The sequence below is a fragment of the Amycolatopsis nivea genome (assembly GCF_004522235.1).
Classification (GTDB): domain Bacteria; phylum Actinomycetota; class Actinomycetes; order Mycobacteriales; family Pseudonocardiaceae; genus Amycolatopsis; species Amycolatopsis nivea.
In genome coordinates this window covers 1-17,766 of record NZ_SDLT01000053.1, presented here as the reverse complement: position 1 = coordinate 17,766, position 17,766 = coordinate 1, and the positions used below count along the sequence as shown (strand labels likewise).

Annotated in this window: 15 protein-coding genes; all 15 read left to right on the top strand. The window is 67.8% G+C overall.

Going from position 1 to position 17,766, the window contains the following annotated elements:
• The first annotated feature begins 2 nt into the window (after positions 1-2).
• The 15 genes from EIZ44_RS39800 to nuoN all read left to right on the top strand — a co-directional run bounded on the left by EIZ44_RS39800 (position 3) and on the right by nuoN (position 17,656).
• Positions 3-1,298 carry a geranylgeranyl reductase family protein gene (locus EIZ44_RS39800; RefSeq protein ID WP_167754426.1) on the top strand — a complete coding sequence of 432 codons (1,296 nt, stop codon included), beginning with the start codon at positions 3-5 and terminating at the stop codon, positions 1,296-1,298.
• Positions 1,299-1,900: 602 nt separating this feature from the next.
• Positions 1,901-2,311 (top strand): NADH-quinone oxidoreductase subunit A, encoded by a 411-nt coding sequence (locus EIZ44_RS39795; RefSeq protein ID WP_037818926.1) that lies wholly within the window; start codon positions 1,901-1,903, stop codon positions 2,309-2,311.
• A gap of 4 nt (positions 2,312-2,315) precedes the next feature.
• Complete coding sequence (locus tag EIZ44_RS39790) at positions 2,316-2,864, top strand: NuoB/complex I 20 kDa subunit family protein (RefSeq protein ID WP_009072052.1); 549 nt, start codon at positions 2,316-2,318, stop codon at positions 2,862-2,864.
• 6 nt (positions 2,865-2,870) lie between these two features.
• Entirely contained in the window at positions 2,871-3,632 is a 762-nt protein-coding gene (locus EIZ44_RS39785) for an NADH-quinone oxidoreductase subunit C (RefSeq protein ID WP_134734101.1), read from the top strand.
• Entirely contained in the window at positions 3,629-4,960 is a 1,332-nt protein-coding gene (locus tag EIZ44_RS39780; RefSeq protein WP_037818884.1) for an NADH-quinone oxidoreductase subunit D, read from the top strand. The genes EIZ44_RS39785 and EIZ44_RS39780 overlap by 4 nt, the downstream gene beginning before the upstream one ends.
• Positions 4,957-5,820, top strand: a complete 864-nt coding sequence (gene nuoE, locus EIZ44_RS39775) for an NADH-quinone oxidoreductase subunit NuoE (RefSeq protein ID WP_134734100.1) — start codon at positions 4,957-4,959, stop codon at positions 5,818-5,820. The genes EIZ44_RS39780 and nuoE overlap by 4 nt, the downstream gene beginning before the upstream one ends.
• The gene (nuoF, locus tag EIZ44_RS39770; protein ID WP_134663693.1) at positions 5,820-7,100 is read left to right on the top strand and encodes an NADH-quinone oxidoreductase subunit NuoF; all 1,281 of its coding nucleotides are present in this window, start codon (positions 5,820-5,822) and stop codon (positions 7,098-7,100) included. Before nuoE ends, nuoF begins: the two co-directional genes overlap by 1 nt.
• Positions 7,097-9,559 (top strand): NADH-quinone oxidoreductase subunit G, encoded by a 2,463-nt coding sequence (locus EIZ44_RS39765; RefSeq protein WP_134734099.1) that lies wholly within the window; start codon positions 7,097-7,099, stop codon positions 9,557-9,559. The genes nuoF and EIZ44_RS39765 overlap by 4 nt, the downstream gene beginning before the upstream one ends.
• Positions 9,556-10,902 (top strand): NADH-quinone oxidoreductase subunit NuoH, encoded by a 1,347-nt coding sequence (gene nuoH, locus EIZ44_RS39760; RefSeq protein WP_037818889.1) that lies wholly within the window; start codon positions 9,556-9,558, stop codon positions 10,900-10,902. Before EIZ44_RS39765 ends, nuoH begins: the two co-directional genes overlap by 4 nt.
• Positions 10,889-11,434 (top strand): NADH-quinone oxidoreductase subunit NuoI, encoded by a 546-nt coding sequence (gene nuoI, locus EIZ44_RS39755; RefSeq protein WP_037818891.1) that lies wholly within the window; start codon positions 10,889-10,891, stop codon positions 11,432-11,434. Before nuoH ends, nuoI begins: the two co-directional genes overlap by 14 nt.
• Positions 11,431-12,309 carry an NADH-quinone oxidoreductase subunit J gene (locus EIZ44_RS39750; protein WP_167754425.1) on the top strand — a complete coding sequence of 293 codons (879 nt, stop codon included), beginning with the start codon at positions 11,431-11,433 and terminating at the stop codon, positions 12,307-12,309. The genes nuoI and EIZ44_RS39750 overlap by 4 nt, the downstream gene beginning before the upstream one ends.
• Positions 12,306-12,605 (top strand): NADH-quinone oxidoreductase subunit NuoK, encoded by a 300-nt coding sequence (nuoK, locus tag EIZ44_RS39745; protein WP_033291119.1) that lies wholly within the window; start codon positions 12,306-12,308, stop codon positions 12,603-12,605. The genes EIZ44_RS39750 and nuoK overlap by 4 nt, the downstream gene beginning before the upstream one ends.
• Before the next feature lie 13 nt (positions 12,606-12,618).
• On the top strand, positions 12,619-14,526 hold the full coding sequence (gene nuoL / locus EIZ44_RS39740; RefSeq protein ID WP_134663695.1) for an NADH-quinone oxidoreductase subunit L: 1,908 nt from the start codon (positions 12,619-12,621) through the stop codon (positions 14,524-14,526).
• 1 nt (position 14,527) lies between these two features.
• Positions 14,528-16,078, top strand: a complete 1,551-nt coding sequence (locus EIZ44_RS39735; protein WP_037818895.1) for an NADH-quinone oxidoreductase subunit M — start codon at positions 14,528-14,530, stop codon at positions 16,076-16,078.
• A 12-nt stretch (positions 16,079-16,090) separates the two neighbouring features.
• Positions 16,091-17,656, top strand: coding sequence for an NADH-quinone oxidoreductase subunit NuoN (gene nuoN / locus EIZ44_RS39730; protein WP_199818108.1), 1,566 nt, complete (start codon positions 16,091-16,093; stop codon positions 17,654-17,656).
• Positions 17,657-17,766 lie beyond the last annotated feature (110 nt).

The following is a 17,766-nucleotide window of genomic DNA, read 5'->3' as shown; positions in this document are numbered from 1 at the left end:
GTATGACGACTTCGCGCCGCCGCAGCCCAGACCACGACGCCGAAGTGATCGTGGTCGGGGCGGGACCGGCTGGTTCGACCGTGGCCACTTACCTCGCGCGCGCCGGGGTGGACGTGCTGCTGCTGGAGAAGACCGTCTTTCCGCGCGAAAAGGTGTGCGGGGACGGGCTCACGCCGCGGGGTGTGAAGCAGTTGATCGACCTCGGTCTGGACACCAGCGAGGAAGCGGGCTGGGTCCGGAGTCGGGGGCTGCGGATTCTCACCGGGGATCTGACGCTGGAGTTCGATTGGCCGGATCTCACTGATTATCCGCCGTACGGGGTCTCCCGGACCCGGCAGGACTTCGATGACCTGCTGGCGAAGACCGCGGTGAAGGCCGGGGCCCGGTTGTACGAGCGGACCACGGTCACTGGGGCGATTACCAATGCTTCCGGCCGGGTCGTGGGGGTCGAGGCGAAGGTCGGGCCGGAGAAGACGCCGGTCAGCTACCGGGCGCCGTTGGTGCTGGCTTGCGACGGGGTGTCGGCGCGGCTCGCCTTGAGCGTGGGGATCGACAAGAACGAGAAGCGGCCGATGGGGGTCGCGGTTAGGCGGTATTACAAGAGCCCCAAGCATGATGACCCGTTCATCGAGGGGCATCTTGAGCTGTGGGACCGGTCTGATCCTCGGGATCCGAAGCTGCTGCCTGGGTACGGGTGGGCGTTTCCGTTGGGGGACGGGACGGTCAACGTCGGGCTGGGGATGCTGTCGACCTCGGCGTCGTTCCGGAACACCGACTATCGCGCGTTGTTGCGGCAGTGGCTTGACGGGACTCCTGAGGAATGGGGGTACCGCGAGGAGAACGCCATCGGCAAGGTCGGCGGGGCCGGGTTGCCGATGGGGTTCAACCGGACGCCGCATTACCGGAACGGGCTGCTGCTTCTCGGCGACGCCGGGGGGATGGTGAGTCCGTTCAACGGCGAGGGGATTTCGGCGGCGATGGAGTCGGCGCAGCTCGCGGCCGAGGCTGTGGTGCAGGCGCTCGCCCGGCCGGAGGGGCCGTCCCGGGAGCGGGCGTTGGAGGGGTATCCCCGTGCTGTCGGTGAGCTGATGGGCGGGTATTACCGGCTGGGGAACGTGTTCGCGAAGTTGATCGGGAAGCCGAAGATCATGCACGCGGCTACCAAGTACGGGTTGCGGGTCAACAAGATTCTTCCCTTGGTGTACAAGGGGCTTTCCGGGTGTTACGACGCTCGTGGGGGCGATGGGGTGGATCGGTTGATCGCTGCGTTGGCTCGGGTTACGCCTCGTCCTCGGTAGTCGGCTCGTCGCCTGGCGGCGACATCGTTTNACCCCGAAGCTTGATTGTGCTGACGGTTCGGGGGTGCTTGTCAAGGCGGGAAAGATGCCTTGACAAGCACCCCCGAACCGCAGGGGAGCTTCGTATCGGGGTGCGGGGGAGGGGCTGGGTGCCTCGCTCGTTGGGCGCATCGGCTGCGGAGTTACCCGGGTGGAGCAATGGGTTGTCCGGCCGGTCAGTGTGATGCGTCACAAGATCGAGTCGGGACTGGGGCTCGGCGCGGTTCTTGAATCGGGCTTTACCGCTGGTCTCGCGATTGTGCGCGGGGGTGGGCCTGGGGGATCGTTCTGTCTAGTTAGGGCTGCCTTAGTCCATAACCCCTCGGGACAAGAGTGTGACTCACGTCCTACACTCCCCCCATGCTTTGTGAATCGCTTCACAACCGCGACTCGTCGCTTGTGAACTATTTCACAAGCAGGTGGTGGGTCGGACACGGGCCGTAAGGGCGCCCTGACCCTCGGCGGTGTGACCCAGCTCCCTTAGGGTGCGCAACCGAGAACTCGGACCACCACCCGAGAACAACCCGCAGCGGCGCGGAAAGGATGGCGAAGACCCCGTGCTGATGGTGCCCGTGCTGGCGCAGGCCGATCCCGGACCGGCGGCGCCCGGACTCAACGTGTATCTGCCGCTCGTTCTGCTTTTCGTGCTCGCGGCGGGGTTCGCCGTGTTCTCCGTGCTGCTCGGTCCGCTCGTCGGACCGAAGCGGTACAACCGCGCGAAGACCGCTGCCTACGAGTGCGGCATCGAACCGTCGCCGCAGCCGCTCGTCGGCGGCGGCCGGATGCCGGTGGCCTACTACATCACGGCCATGCTCTTCATCCTGTTCGACATCGAGATGGTGTTCCTCTACCCGTTCGCGGTGAACGCCAACGCACTCGGTGTCTTCGGCCTGGTGGAGATCGTGCTGTTCATCGTGACGGTCGGGTTCGCGTACGCCTACGTGTGGCGGCGCGGCGGCCTGGATTGGAACTGAACCCATGGGCCTCGAAGAAAAACTCCCCAACGGCATCCTTCTTGCCAGCCTCGAGGGACTGGTCAACTGGGCACGCAAGAACTCGCTGTGGCCCGCCACGTTCGGGCTCGCCTGCTGCGCGTTCGAGATGATGTCGGTCGGCGGTTCGCGCTACGACATCGCGCGGTTCGGCATGGAGCGGTTCTCCGCCACGCCGCGCCAGGCCGACCTGATGATCGTGGCCGGCCGGGTGACCCAGAAGATGGCCCCGGTCCTGCGCCAGATCTACGACCAGATGGCCGAGCCCAAGTGGGTTCTCTCGATGGGCGTCTGCGCGTCGTCCGGCGGGATGTTCAACAACTACGCCGTCGTGCAGGGCGTCGACCACATCGTGCCCGTCGACATGTACCTGCCGGGGTGCCCGCCGCGGCCGGAAATGCTGCTCGACGCGATCCTCAAGCTGCACGCCAAGATCCAGGACGAGCCGATCAACGCCCGCCGCGCCGCGATCCGCGCGGCCAGCGGGGCCCGTACCGAGCTGATCCCGTCCTCGATCAAGTACGCGAAGAAGTGAGCACCGGTGCCTGAGAACCCCGAAGAGACTCCCGAAACCGGCGGCCCGCAGTCCAGCGCGGAGCGGCCCGAAGCAGGCCTCGAAGCGCACGGCCCCGGCGCGGCCGAACCGGTCGTCGCCGGTCGCGAGCGCAAGGGCATGTTCGGTGTCCGCGGCAGCGGGGACACCTCCGGTTACGGCGGCCTGCGGCTGCCCGCCTACAGCCCGCCGCCCGCGGAGCGCCCGTACGGCAGTTGGTTCGACGAGTTCGCCGACGAGTTCATGGCCGCCTTGGCGGACAACAAGATCCCGCCGACCGCGATCCTCCAGACCACTGTGGACCGCGGCGAGATCACCTTCTACGTCAGCCGCGAGCACCTCGTCGACATCGCGAAGGTCCTGCGCAACGACCCGGGCCTGCGGTTCGAGATGCTGCTGGCGGTCACCGGCGTCGACTACGGCGTGGACGTCCCGCAGCGGATGCACACGGTCTACGACTTCCTGTCGATGACCTACCGCCGCCGGATCCGGCTCGAAGTCACCATGGACATGGACAACCTGCATGTCCCGTCCCTGGTCCCGGTCTACCCGACGGCGGACTGGCACGAGCGCGAGGCCTACGACATGTTCGGCATCGTCTTCGACGGCCACCCCGGGCTCACCCGCATCTTCATGCCGGACGACTGGGACGGCCACCCCCAGCGCAAGGACTACCCGCTCGGCGGGATCCCGGTCGAATACAAGGGCGCGGAAATCCCGCCGCCAGACCAGCGGAGGTCGTACTCGTGACCAGCACCAACGAAACGACGGAAGCCGAGTACGCGGAAGTCCGGGACACCACCGAAGGCCCCGTCTACCACGTCTCCGGCGGGGACTGGGACGAAGTTCTCGGCGACGCCCAGCACGACGACCGCATGGTCATCAACATGGGCCCGCAGCACCCGTCGACGCACGGCGTGCTCCGGCTCGTGCTGGAGCTGGAAGGCGAGACGGTCACGCAGCTGCGCGCGGTCGTCGGCTACCTGCACACCGGCATCGAGAAAAGCGCGGAGTTCCGCAACTGGACCCAGGGCGTCACCTTCGTGACCCGCGCGGACTACCTCGCCCCGCTGTCCAACGAGATGTGCTACTGCCTCGGCGTCGAGAAGCTGCTGGGCATCAAGGCCCCGCCGCGTGCGGAACTGCTGCGCGTGCTTCTCCTTGAACTCAACCGGATCACCTCGCACCTGGTGTTCATCGCGACCGGCGGCATGGACCTCGGCGCCACCACCGCGATGACGCTCGGCTTCCGCGAGCGCGAAGAAGCCATGCACCTGCTGGAGTACCTGACCGGCCTGCGGATGAACCACGCGTTCATCCGACCCGGCGGGCTCGCGCAGGACTTCCCCGAGGACTGGACGGAAAAGGTCCTCGACTTCTGCAAGCTCATGGACAAGCGGCTTCCGCTGTACGACAAGATGTTCACCGGTCAGCCGATCTGGCGGAACCGGCTCAAGGACGTCGGCGTGCTGCCGCTGGACGCGTGCCTCGAACTCGGCATCACCGGTCCGGTGCTGCGCGCCGCGGGCCTGCCGTGGGACCTGCGCAAGACCGAGCCGTACTCGCGCTACGACGAGATCGAGTTCGACGTGCCGACCTCGACCGACGCGGACAGCTGGGCGCGGTACCTGCTGCGGCTCGAGGAAATCCACCAGAGCCTGCGGATCATGAAGCAGGTCGCGAAGATGGCCGAGCCGGGCCCGGTCATGGTGGAGGACAAGAAGATCGCCTGGCCCGCGCAGCTGTCCATCGGCAGCGACGGCATGGGCAACTCGCTCGGCCACGTCAAGAAGATCATGGGCCAGTCGATGGAATCCCTGATCCACCACTTCAAGCTCGTCACCGAGGGCTTCCACGTGCCGCCGGGCCAGGTCTACGCGCCGGTCGAATCGCCGCGCGGCGAGATCGGCGCGCACCTGGTGTCCGACGGCGGCACCCGCCCGCTGCGCGTGCACCTGCGGGAGCCGAGTTTCGTGAACATGCAGGCGATGCCCGCGATGGCCGAAGGCGGCCTGGTGGCCGACCTCGTCGTCGTGATCGCTTCGATCGACCCGGTTCTGGGGGGAGTTGACCGATGACGAACCCGACCGCAGTCCCGGAGCCGGGGCCGCACGACGCGACGAAGACGTACGCGGCCGCGGAAGCCGACACCGACGTCGCCGCGATCGCGCCCGACCCGTCCGTCGCCGAGGGAATCCTCGCCGACACGCCGGCCGCGGACGTCTTCGACGCCGACACGCACCGCGAGGCGAAGGAAATCATCGCCCGGTACCCGATGTCGCGTTCGGCGCTGCTGCCGATGTTGCACCTGGTGCAGTCGGTGCAGGGCTACGTGAGCCAGGAAGGCATCGCCTTCTGCGCGCAGCATCTCGACCTGACCGACGCCGAGGTCAGCGCGGTCGCGACGTTCTACACCATGTACAAGCGCCGCCCGTGCGGCGAGCACCTGGTGAGCGTCTGCACCAACACGCTGTGCGCGGCGCTGGGCGGCGACGACATCTACCAGAAGCTCCAGACGCACCTCGGTTCCGCGGAAAAGCCGCTGGGGCACGAGGAAACCGCGGGCACGCCGGGTGAACAGGGCTCGATCACCTTGGAGCACGCGGAATGTCTCGCCGCCTGCGACCTCGGTCCGGTCATCCAGGTGAACTACGAGTACTTCGACAACCAGACGCCGGAACAGGCGGTCGCGCTCGTGGACGCGTTGCAGGCAGGCAAAAAGCCCGCCCCGACGCGCGGTGCGGCGCTGACCGACTTCAAGGGCGCGGAGCGGCAGCTCGCCGGGTTCTGGCCCGAGGACGAGGCCGCTTACCGCAGTGCCGTGGACGGTCCGTCGCAGGCGGTCGAGACTTTGCGCGGCGCGCAGATCGCAGCCGACCGCGGCTGGTCCGCCCCCGGTGCACAGGATGTTCCGCTTCCTGAAGTGGAGAAGAAGTAATGGCTGATCCCATCACTCCGGTCCTCACGAAGCGCTGGCTGTCCCCGGAATCCTGGCGCATCGAAACCTACGAGGCGCTCGAGGGCTACACCGCGGCGCGCAAGGCGCTGGCCGCCACGCCCGAGCAACTCGTGCAGGTGGTCAAGGACTCCGGTCTGCGCGGCCGCGGCGGCGCGGGCTTCCCGGCGGGCGTGAAGTGGTCGTTCATGCCGCCCAACGAGGACAAGCCGCACTACCTGGTGATCAACGCCGACGAGGGCGAACCCGGTACCTGCAAGGACATTCCGCTGATGATGGCGGACCCGCATTCGCTGATCGAGGGCTGCATCATCGCCTCGTACGCGATGCGGTCGCACCACTGCTTCATCTACGTCCGGGGCGAGGCGCTGCACTGCATCCGCCGGCTCAACGCGGCCGCGCGCGAGGCGTACGCGAAGGGCTACCTGGGCAAGAACATCTTCGGCAGCGGCTGGGACCTTGAGCTGACCGTGCACGCCGGGGCCGGCGCGTACATCTGCGGCGAGGAAACCGCGTTGCTGGACTCGCTCGAAGGCCGTCGCGGGCAGCCCCGGCTCAAGCCGCCGTTCCCCGCGGCTGCCGGTCTGTACGCCGCGCCGACGACGGTGAACAACGTCGAGACCATCGCGTCCGCGTCGTACATCATCAACGCCGGTTCGTCGTGGTTCCGCGAGATGGGCCGCGAGAAGTCGCCCGGTCCGAAGATCTACTCGATCTCCGGCCACGTCGAGAAGCCCGGCCAGTACGAATGCCCGCTCGGCACCACGCTGCGCGAGCTCCTGGAGCTGGCCGGCGGCATGAAGGACGGCATCCCGCTCAAGTTCTGGACGCCCGGCGGTTCGTCGACGCCGATGTTCACCGCCGAGCACCTCGACGTCCCGCTCGACTTCGAGGGCGCGGCCGAGGCCGGTTCGATGCTCGGCACCACCGCGGTGCAGGTCTTCAACGAGACCGTTTCGGTGCCGTGGGCGGTCATGAAGTGGACGCAGTTCTACGAGCACGAATCCTGCGGCAAATGCACGCCGTGCCGCGAGGGCACGTACTGGCTGGCGCAGATCCTGGAGCGGATGGTCGAGGGCCACGGCACCGAGGAGGACATCGACACCCTCCTGGACGTGTGCGACAACATCTTCGGCCGCTCGTTCTGCGCGCTCGGCGACGGCGCGGTGTCGCCGATCCAGAGTGGCATCAAGTACTTCCGGGACGAGTTCCTGGCTTTGTGTGAGAGCAACAAGCGAGAACTGGTGGGAGCGCAGGCATGACGATCGCCCCCGACAAGCCCGAAACGGCGGAAACGCCGGTCCCCGAGGGCTACGTGAAGCTGACCATCGACGGCGAAGAGGTCATCGCGCCCAAGGGCGAGCTGCTGATCCGCACCGCCGAGCGGCTCGGCACCAGCATCCCGCGGTTCTGCGACCACCCGCTGCTCGACCCGGCGGGCGCGTGCCGCCAGTGCCTGGTCGAGGTCGAAATGGGCGGCCGTCCGATGCCGAAGCCGCAGGCCTCGTGCACGATGACGGTCGCCGACGGCATGGTGGTCAAGACGCAGCTCACCTCGCCGGTCGCGGACAAGGCGCAGCAGGGCGTGATGGAGCTGCTGCTCATCAACCACCCGCTGGACTGCCCGATCTGCGACAAGGGCGGCGAGTGCCCGCTGCAGAACCAGGCGCTCGCGCACGGCCGCGCGGAATCGCGGTTCGTCGACACGAAGCGCACGTTCCCGAAGCCGCTGCCGATCTCGTCGCAGGTGCTGCTCGACCGGGAACGCTGCGTGCTGTGTCAGCGCTGCACCCGGTTCTCCGACCAGGTCGCCGGCGACCCGTTCATCGCGCTGCTCGAACGCGGCGCGCACCAGCAGATCGGCACCGCGGAAACCGCCGACGTGCTGGATCTGGCCTCGCGCACCACCGGCGGCGAACCGTTCCAGAGCTACTTCTCCGGCAACGTGATCCAGATCTGCCCGGTCGGCGCGCTCACCAGCGCGGCGTACCGGTTCCGGTCGCGGCCGTTCGACCTCGTCTCGTCGCCGAGCGTGTGCGAGCACTGCTCGTCCGGCTGCGCCGAGCGCACCGACTTCCGGCGCGGCAAGGTCCAGCGCAAGCTGGCCGGCGACGACCCGGAGGTGAACGAGGAATGGCTGTGCGACAAGGGCCGGTTCGCGTTCCGCTACGTGCAGGCCGGTGACCGGATCCGCCGTCCGCTCGTCCGCAACGCCGACGGCGAGCTGGAGGAAGCGTCCTGGACCGACGCGCTCCGGACCGCCGCGGAAGGGTTGCTGAAGGCCCGTGAGGGCAAGGGCGGTGCGGTGCTCACCGGCGGCAGGCTGACCGTCGAGGACGCCTACGCGTACTCGAAGTTCGCCCGGATCGCCTTGCGCACCAACGACATCGACTTCCGCACCCGCGCGCACTCGGACGAGGAGCTCGCGTTCCTCGGGTCGACGGTCGTGGGCACCACGCCGGAAACCGGCGTGACGTTCGGCGAGATCGAACGGGCCAAGACGGTGCTGTGCGTGGCGTTCGAGCCCGAGGACGAAGCGCCGATCGTGTTCCTGCGGCTGCGCAAGGCGGCCCGCAAGAACCGCACCCGCGTCGTCCACTTGGGACAGTGGACGACCTCCTCGGTGCGCAAGACCTTCGGCGAACTGCTGGCCTGCGTCCCCGGCGGCGAAGCGGCCGCGGTGGACGGCATCGCGCAGCACGCGGCCGACGTCGACGCGGCGCTCAGCGGCGAGGGCGCGGTGATCCTGGTCGGCGAGCGGGCCGCGGAAATCCCCGGCCTGTTCTCCGCGCTGCTGCGGCTGACCGCCCGCACCGGAGCCCGGCTGGCGTGGATCCCGCGCCGCGCGGGCGACCGGGGCGCGCTCGAAACCGGTTGTGTGCCCACGCTTCTGCCGGGTGGCCGCTCGGTCGCCGACGAGGCGGCCCGCGCCGAGGTCGGCAAGCAGTGGGGCGCCGAGCTTCCGGCCGAACCGGGCCGCGACGTCACCGGCATCCTCCAGGCCGCTTCCGGCGGACAGCTCGACGCGCTGGTGGTCGGCGGCGTCGACCCGAACGACCTGCCCGACCCGGACCTGGCCCGCCGCGCGCTCGACAACGCCGGTTTCGTGGTCAGCCTGGAACTGCGGGCGAGCGAGGTCACCGAACGGGCCGACGTGGTCCTGCCGATCGCCCCGGCGGTCGAGAAGTCCGGCAGCTACCTCAACTGGGAGGGCCGCCGCCGCGAGTTCGACACCACGCTGGAGGGCACCGGTTCCCTTTCCGACGGCCGCGTGCTCGACACCCTGGCCGTCGAAATGGACGCCGACCTGTTCACCCAGACCCCGGCCGCCGCCGCGGGCGACTTCGCGAAGCTCGCGCCGGTCGCCGCCTCGGTGGCCGCGCCGTCGGTCGCCGCCGCGGCGGCCCCGGTCCCGAACGGCAAGGCAGTGCTCGCCACCTGGCGGCAGCTGATCGACAACGGCTCGCTGCAGGACGACGAACCGCACCTCAAGGGCACCCAGCGGCCGCCGGTCGCCCGGCTTTCGGCGAAGACCGCCGAGGGCCTGGGCGGAACGGTCCGGGTGTCGAACGAGCGCGGGTCGATCACCCTGCCGGTCGAGGTCGCCGACCTGCCGGACGGCGTGGTGTGGCTGCCCGGCAACTCCGACGGCTCGGCCGTCCGCGCCGCACTCGCCGCCGGACACGGCGCGCTCGTGCAGATCTCCGGAGGTGACCAGTGAGCCCGCAGCTCACGCAGTTCCTCGCCGCGTACCCGGACGCCGCGGAACGGGCTCGGCTCATCGCCGACGACCCGTGGTGGCTCGTCCTGATCAAGGCGGTCGTGGTCCTGTTGATCGGGCCGGTCCTGACGATCTTCCTGATCGTGTGGGAGCGCAAGGCGATCGGCCGGATGCAGAACCGGCCCGGCCCCAACCGGGTCGGCCCCGGCGGCTACCTGCAGTCGCTCGCCGACGCGATCAAGCTCCCGTTCAAGGAGCAGATCATCCCGGACACCGCCGACCGCAAGGTGTACTTCCTCGCGCCGGTGCTGTCCGCGGTCCCCGCGCTGATCGCGCTGTCGGCCATCCCGTTCGGCCCGGTCGTCTCGATCTTCGGGCACCGGACGGTGCTGCAGCTGATGGACCTGCCAGTCGGCGTGCTGGTGATCCTCGCCTGCTCGTCGGTCGGCGTGTACGGCATCGTGCTGGCGGGCTGGGCTTCCGGTTCGCCGTACCCGCTGTTCGGCGGCATGCGCTCGGCGGCGCAGGTGATCTCCTACGAGATCGCGATGGGCCTCTCGATCGTCGCGGTGATCCTGTACTCCGGTTCGCTGCAGACGTCGGAAATCGTGCAGGCGCAGTCGCACGGCTGGTACTTCTACATGCTCATCCCGAGCTTCGTGATCTACGTGATCTCGATGGTCGGCGAGACGAACCGCGCGCCGTTCGACCTCCCGGAGGCCGAATCCGAGCTGGTCGGCGGCTTCCACACCGAGTACAGCTCGATGAAGTTCGCGATGTTCTTCCTCGCCGAGTACGTCAACATGGTGATCGTCTCCGCGTTCTGCACCACGCTGTTCCTCGGCGGCTGGCGGTTCCCGTTCGTCGGCGACGATTCGGCGCTGAACCAGAACTGGTGGCCGGTCCTCTGGTTCTTCGCCAAGACGTTCATCCTGCTGTTCGGCTTCATCTGGCTGCGCGGCACGCTGCCTCGGCTGCGGTACGACCAGTTCATGCGGCTGGGCTGGAAGGTCCTGGTCCCGGTCAACCTGGTGTGGATCGTGGTCGTGGTCGCGATCAAGACGGTCCAGTGGAGCTGGCCGCAGATCCTCGTCGGCGTCGGCATCGTGCTGGTGGTGCTCGTGCTGCTGAGCCTCGCGCTGCCGGACAAGAAGCTGCCCGAATCGGATTACGTGGACCTGGCCGGAAGCGGCTACCCGCTGCCGCCGCTCGACCTGCGGGTCCCGGACGCGACGCCGCGGCAGAAGGCGCTGGCCAAGGCGGAGGCGAAGGCCGCGCGGCGCAAGCCGGCCGGCGTCACCGCGGCGGCCGCACAGGAAGGAACAGAAGATGGCGGCAACTGACTTCCTCAATCCCATCAAGGGATTCGGCGTCACCTTCGGGATGATGTTCAAGAAGGTCGCGACCGAGGAGTACCCCGAGGCAGGCGCCCCGGCCGCACCCCGCTACCACGGCCGCCACCAGCTCAACCGGCATCCGGACGGGCTGGAGAAGTGCGTCGGCTGCGAGCTGTGCGCGTGGGCGTGCCCGGCGGACGCGATCTTCGTCGAGGGCGGCAACAACACCGAAGAGGCGCGGTACTCGCCCGGCGAGCGGTACGGCGCGGACTACCAGATCAACTACCTGCGCTGCATCGGCTGCGGCCTGTGCATCGAGGCGTGCCCGACCCGGTCGCTGACCATGACCAACTTCTACGAGCTGGCCGACGACGACCGGCAGCGGCTCATCTACACCAAGGAAGACCTGCTCGCCCCGCTGCTGCCGGGCATGGAGCAGCCGCCGCACCCGATGCGGCTCGGCGACAACGAGCAGGACTACTACGTGAACGGCCCCGAGCTGGCCGCGAACGCGCAGCAGCAGGAGGCGAAGAAGTGATCGCCGCCCTTCTCGCGCAGGCGCCGGCGTCCGGCGTCGACGCGTCCGTGACGACCGGCGAGGCCATCGCGTTCTGGATCCTCGGCCCGCTCTCGCTGCTGGGCGCGCTCGGGATGATCTTCTCCCGCAACGCCGTGCACTCGGCGCTGTGGCTGGTGCTCACGATGCTGACGCTCGGCGCGCTGTACATGACGCAGTCCGCGCCGTTCCTCGGGTTCACCCAGATCATCGTCTACACCGGCGCGATCATGATGCTGTTCCTGTTCGTGCTGATGCTGGTCGGCCGGGACAGCTCGGACTCGGTGGTCGAAGTCCTTCGCGGGCAACGGCTCGCCGCCGGGGTGCTCGGCATCGGGCTCGCCGCCTTGATCGCCGCGGGCGTGTTCCGCGCGATGGTGAACGTGACCCCGGCGAAGCCGCTCGACCCGTACCAGCAGACCGGCGGCGGCCCCGGCGGTCTCGGCAGGCTGATCTTCACCCAGTACCTGTTCCCGTTCGAGCTCACCTCGGCGCTGCTGATCACCGCCGCGCTCGGCGCGATGGTGCTGGCCTTCACCGGCCGCAGCGGCAAGAGCAAGCTCTCCCAGCGCGAACTGGTCAAGCTGCGCTTCCGCGGCGAGCACGACCGCCCGTCGCCGCTGCCCGGCCCCGGCGTCTTCGCCACCGCCAGTTCGGTGTCGACCCCGGCGCTGCTGCCGGACGGTTCGGTCGCGCCGGAGTCGCTGTCGGAGATCATCGAATCCACCTCGGCGATCCGGCTCATGCGCGAGCGCAAGCTCATCGCGGACGAGGGCCCCAAGCCCGACGCGCACGCACTGGTCGGCGGCGTCGACAAGGCCGAGCCCGCCGAGGAAGAAGAAGGGGAAGGAAAGTGACCCCGAGCTATTACTTGCTGCTGTCCGCGCTGCTGTTCTGCATCGGCGCGGTGGGCGTGCTGGTCCGCCGCAACGCGATCGTCGTGTTCATGTGCATCGAGCTGATGCTGAACGCGGTGAACCTGACCCTGGTCACCTTCGCCCGCATCAACGGCGGGCTGCACGGCCAGGTGATGGCGTTCTTCGTGATGGTCGTCGCGGCCGCCGAAGTCGTGGTGGGGTTGGCGATCATCATGGCGATCTTCCGCACCCGCCGCTCGGCCTCGGTCGACGACACGAACCTGCTGAAGTACTGAGGGAGACGACCGAGTGACCGCATCATCGTGGCTGCTGGTGGCCCTTCCCGCCCTCGGCGCCCTCGTCCTGCTCCTATCCGGGAAACGCGCGAAAGCGTGGGGGCACCTGCTCGGCTGTGCCACCGTCACGCTCGCCTTCGTGTACGCCGTGATCCTGTTCTTCTCCACCGACAGCGGCTCGGTCACCGACACCAAGGTCTACTCCTGGATCCCGGTGACCCAGCTGCAAGTGGACTTCGGGCTGCGCATCGACGCGCTGTCGCTGACGTTCGTGCTGCTGATCACCGGCGTCGGCATGCTGATCCACTTCTATTCGATCGGCTACATGGCCGACGACGAGGGCCGGTACCGCTTCTTCGCGTACCTGAACCTGTTCGTCGCCTCGATGCTGATCCTGGTGCTGGGCAACAGCTTCGTGACGCTGTACCTCGGCTGGGAGGGCGTGGGTCTCGCCTCGTACCTGCTGATCGGCTGGTATCAGAACCGCCCGTCCGCGGCGACCGCGGCGAAGAAGGCGTTCCTGATGAACCGCGTCGGCGACGTCGGGCTCGCGCTGGCGATCTTCCTGATGTTCAAGTACGTCGGGTCGACTGGCTACGCGCAGGTCTTCGAGGGCGTCGCGCAGGGCAAGATCCCGCCGGGCGCGATCACCGCCATCGCGATCCTGCTGCTGCTGGGCGCCTGCGGTAAGTCGGGCCAGTTCCCGCTGCAGGCGTGGCTGCCGGACGCGATGGAAGGCCCCACTCCGGTGTCGGCGCTCATCCACGCGGCGACGATGGTCACCGCGGGCGTGTACCTGGTGGCCCGCTCCAACGTCATCTTCACCGCGACGCCGGACGGACGGCTGGTCGTCACCCTGGTCGGTGCGGTCACGCTGCTGCTCGGGTGCGTCGTCGGCTGTGCCTACGACGACATCAAGAAGGTGCTCGCGTATTCGACGGTCAGCCAGATCGGCTACATGATGCTGGCGGTCGGCCTCGGGCCGGGCATTTACGCGCTCGGCATCATGCACCTGGTGGCGCACGGCTTCTTCAAGGCCGGACTGTTCCTCGGGGCCGGTTCGGTCATGCACGGCATGAACGACGAGGTCGACATGCGCAAGTTCGGCGGCCTCGCCAAGCGGATGCCGATCACCTTCGTCACCTTCGGCCTCGGCTACCTGGCGATCATCGGCTTCCCGTTCCTCACCGGGTACTACACGAAGGACGCGATCATCGAGGCGGCGTTCGGCCAGGAAGGCTGGCGCGGCTGGGCTTTCGGCCTCGCGACGGTGATCGGCGCCGGGCTCACCGCGTTCTACATGACGCGGCTGATGATGATGACCTTCTTCGGCAAGGAACGCTGGAAGGACATCAAGTCCTCGGACGGACGCGACTTCCACCCGCACGAGTCCAAGCCGGTCATGTGGATCCCGATGGCGATCCTGGCGGTCGGTTCGGTCGGCGCGGGCGCGTTCTTCGCGATCGGCGACCGGTTCGTCGACTGGCTGGCCCCGGTGGTCGGCAAGTTCGAGGAGGCCGAGCACACCCCGATCCCGTCGTGGACGGTCCCGGCGGCGACGCTGGTGCTGGCCGCGCTCGGCGTGCTGCTGGCGGTCTGGCTGTTCCGCCCGTCGCGCGACGTTCCGCTCGAGAAGCCCGAGCGGGTGTCCTGGCCGGTCCGCGCGGCGCGCAAGGACCTGTACGGCAACGCGCTCAACGAAACCCTGGTCGCCCGTCCGGGCACCTGGCTGGCGCGGGCGCTGGTGTACGTGGACAACCGCGGCGTCGACGGCGCGGTGAACGGCCTCGCCGCGGCGCTCGGCGGCGGGTCCGGGCGGCTGCGCCGGACGCAGACCGGATTCGTGCGCTCCTACGCACTGTCCATGCTCGGCGGCACGTTCCTGCTTCTCGCGGCCCTTCTGCTGGTGAGGTTCTCCTGACATGACTTGGCTTCTGGCGCTCATCCTGCTGCCGCTGGCCGGCTCGCTGGTGCTGGCGTTCCTCAAGGGGAACGACCGGGCCGCGGTCGCCACGGCGCTCGCCGTGTCCATTGTGGAGTTCCTGCTGATCATCCCGTTCTGGGCGAGTTACTCGCCCTCGGGCGAGCGCATCCAGCAGGCCACCACGATGGACTGGATCCCGAACTTCGGCATCCACATCTCGTTCGGCACCGACGGCATCTCGCTCATCATGATCGCGGTGATCGCGCTCCTGGTGCCGATCGTCGTCGGCGCGCTCGGGCTCACCGACAAGCTGCCCGCGGGCCGCAGCGCGGGCGGGTTCCTGTCGCTGATCCTGCTGCAGGAGGCGATCACGATCGGCGTCTTCGCGGCGACCGACGTGTTCCTCTTCTACGTGCTGTTCGAGATCATGCTGATCCCGATGTACTTCCTGATCGGCGGCTACGGCGGCGCGAACCGGCAGTACGCGGCGGTGAAGTTCTTCCTGTACTCGTTCCTCGGCGGCCTGATCATGCTGGCGTCGGCGATCGGGGCGTACTCGCTGGCCTCGGACAAGCTCGGCAAGGGCACGTTCGACTGGGCCACGCTGGTGACGGTGGTGCGCGACGCGCCGACCGGCACGCAGATCTGGCTGTTCCTCGGCTTCTTCCTCGCGTTCGCGATCAAGGCCCCGCTGGTCCCGTTCCACACCTGGCTGCCGGACGCCGCCGGCCAGGCCCCGATCGGCGTCGCGGTGCTTCTCGTCGGCGTGCTGGACAAGGTCGGCACGTTCGGGTTCCTGCGGTACTGCCTGCCGATGTTCCCGGAGGGCAGCAAGGCGCTCGCGCCGCTGGTGCTGATCCTGTCGGTGATCGGCGTGCTGTACGGCTCGATCCTCGCGGCGGGGCAGCGCGACATGAAGCGGTTCATCGCCTACGTGTCGATCGCCCACTTCGGGTTCATCGCGCTGGGCATCTTCACCTTCAACGAGCAGGCGATGGTTGGGTCGGTGTCGTACATGCTGAACCACAGCCTGTCGACCGGGATGCTGATCGTGGTGATCGGCCTGATCGTGATGCGCGGCGGGTCGAGCAAGATCTCGGACTACGGCGGCATGGCGAAGGTGACCCCGCTGCTCGGCGGAATGCTGTTGCTGGCCGGTCTTTCCGCGCTGTCGCTGCCCGGAACCAACTCGTTCGTCAGCGAGTTCCTCGTGCTGCTGGGGTCCTTTGTGGACCAGCCGGTGTACACGATCCTCGCGACCGTGGGCATGGTGCTCGCCGCGGCGTACGTGCTGTGGCTGTACCAGCGGATCATGCAAGGCCCGGTCCGCGGCGACGCTCTCGTGGGCGTCGGCGGGGGACCGGGCACCGCGATCGCGCCGGAACTCGGCGCTCGCAAAGCCATTACCGACCTGGGCAAACGCGAGATCGCGATCCTCGCGCCCCTGGTCATCCTGATCATCGGACTGGGCTTCTATCCCAAGCCGATGCTCGACACGATCACCCCGTCGGTGCAGGCGACGCTGTCTGCCGTGCAGGGAGGCAAGTAAACCGTGCTCGACATGTTCCTGGCGCAAGCGCCGGCAGCGCCGCTGGAAGTGCCTTCGGTCGATTACGCGGCCGTGCTGCCGATGCTGATCGTCTTCGGCGTCGCGTGCATCGGCGTGCTGGTGGAAGCGTTCGCGCCGAAGGCCACGCGGTGGGGGATCCAGGTGACGATCTCCCTCGTCGCGATCCTCGCCGCGGGGGTTTCGCTGATCCTGTACGCGACCGGTTCTTCCTCCTCGAAGGCCGGTACGACGACGTTCTCCGGCTCGATCTCGGTGGACCGGCCGTCGCTGTTCCTGTGGGGCACGCTGCTGCTGCTCGGCCTCGGCGCGGTCTTCCTGATCGCGGACCGGAAGGTCGAGGCGGGCGGCGCGTTCGTGGCTCAGGCGGCGATCCGGCCCGGTACGGTCCAGGACCGCGCGCAGTCGGCTACGACGTCGCAGACCGAGGTCTTTCCGCTGACGCTCTTCGCGCTCGGCGGGATGATGACGTTCTGCGCGGCCAATGATCTGCTGACGATGTTCATCGCGTTGGAAGTGCTTTCGCTGCCGCTGTACCTGATGTGCGGGCTGGCTCGGCGGCGTCGGCTGATCTCGCAGGAAGCCGCGGTCAAGTACTTCCTGTTGGGGGCGTTCTCGTCGGCGTTCTTCCTTTACGGGCTGGCGTTGCTGTACGGGTACGCGGACTCGGTGAAGCTGGCTGACATCGCGCACGCGGCTGCTGGGTCGGATCGGTCGGACACACTGTTGTTCGCTGGTCTTGGCTTGCTTGTGGTGGGCCTGTTGTTCAAGGGTTCTGTCGGGCCGTTCCACACATGGACGCCGGACGTCTACCAGGGTGCGCCTACGCCGGTTACCGGGTTTATGGCTGCCTGTACGAAGGTTGCTGCGTTTGGTGCCATCCTGCGCGTGCTCAGTGTCGGGTTTTCCTCGACTAGCTGGGAATGGCGCGGGGTTATGTGGGCGGTGGCCATTATTTCGATGGCGCTCGGGGCGATTCTCGGGCTGACGCAGACGGATGTTAAGCGGATGATCGCTTACTCGTCGGTGGCGCACGCTGGGTTCTTGCTTGTCGGTGCTATTGCGATGACTGAGGACGGGTTGTCCAGCACGTTGTTCTACCTGCTGGCGTATGGGTTTACTACGTTGGCTGCGTTTGGGGTTGTTTCCCTGGTTCGTGATTCCAGTGGGGAGGCTACGCATCTCTCCGCTTGGGCTGGGTTGGCTAAGCGGTCGCCGTTGTTGGCTGGGGTGTTTACGTTCCTCTTGCTGGCGTTGGCTGGGATTCCGTTGACCAGTGGGTTTGTTGGGAAGTTCGTGGTGTTTTCGGCGGCGTTGTCGGATGGGATGGCGCCGTTGGTGGTTGTCGCGCTGGTGTTTAGTGCGGTGGCTGCGTTCTTCTATTTGCGGGTTATTGTTTTGATGTATTTCTCCGAGCCTGCTGCTGATGGGCCTACGGTGACTGTGCCGGGTGGGTTTACTACTGCGGCTATTGCGTTGGGTGTTGTGGTGACCTTGGTGCTTGGGGTTCTTCCGGCCTTTGCGCTCGACTGGGCTGGGGCTGGGGGGTTTGCTTCTTAGGGCTGGGTTGGGCGGCTCGTCGCCTGGCGGCGACATTGCGCCCCGGCGGTGAGGCTTGGCACCCCGATTTTTGATTGTCACTACGGCGCGGGGGTGCTTGTCAAGGCGGG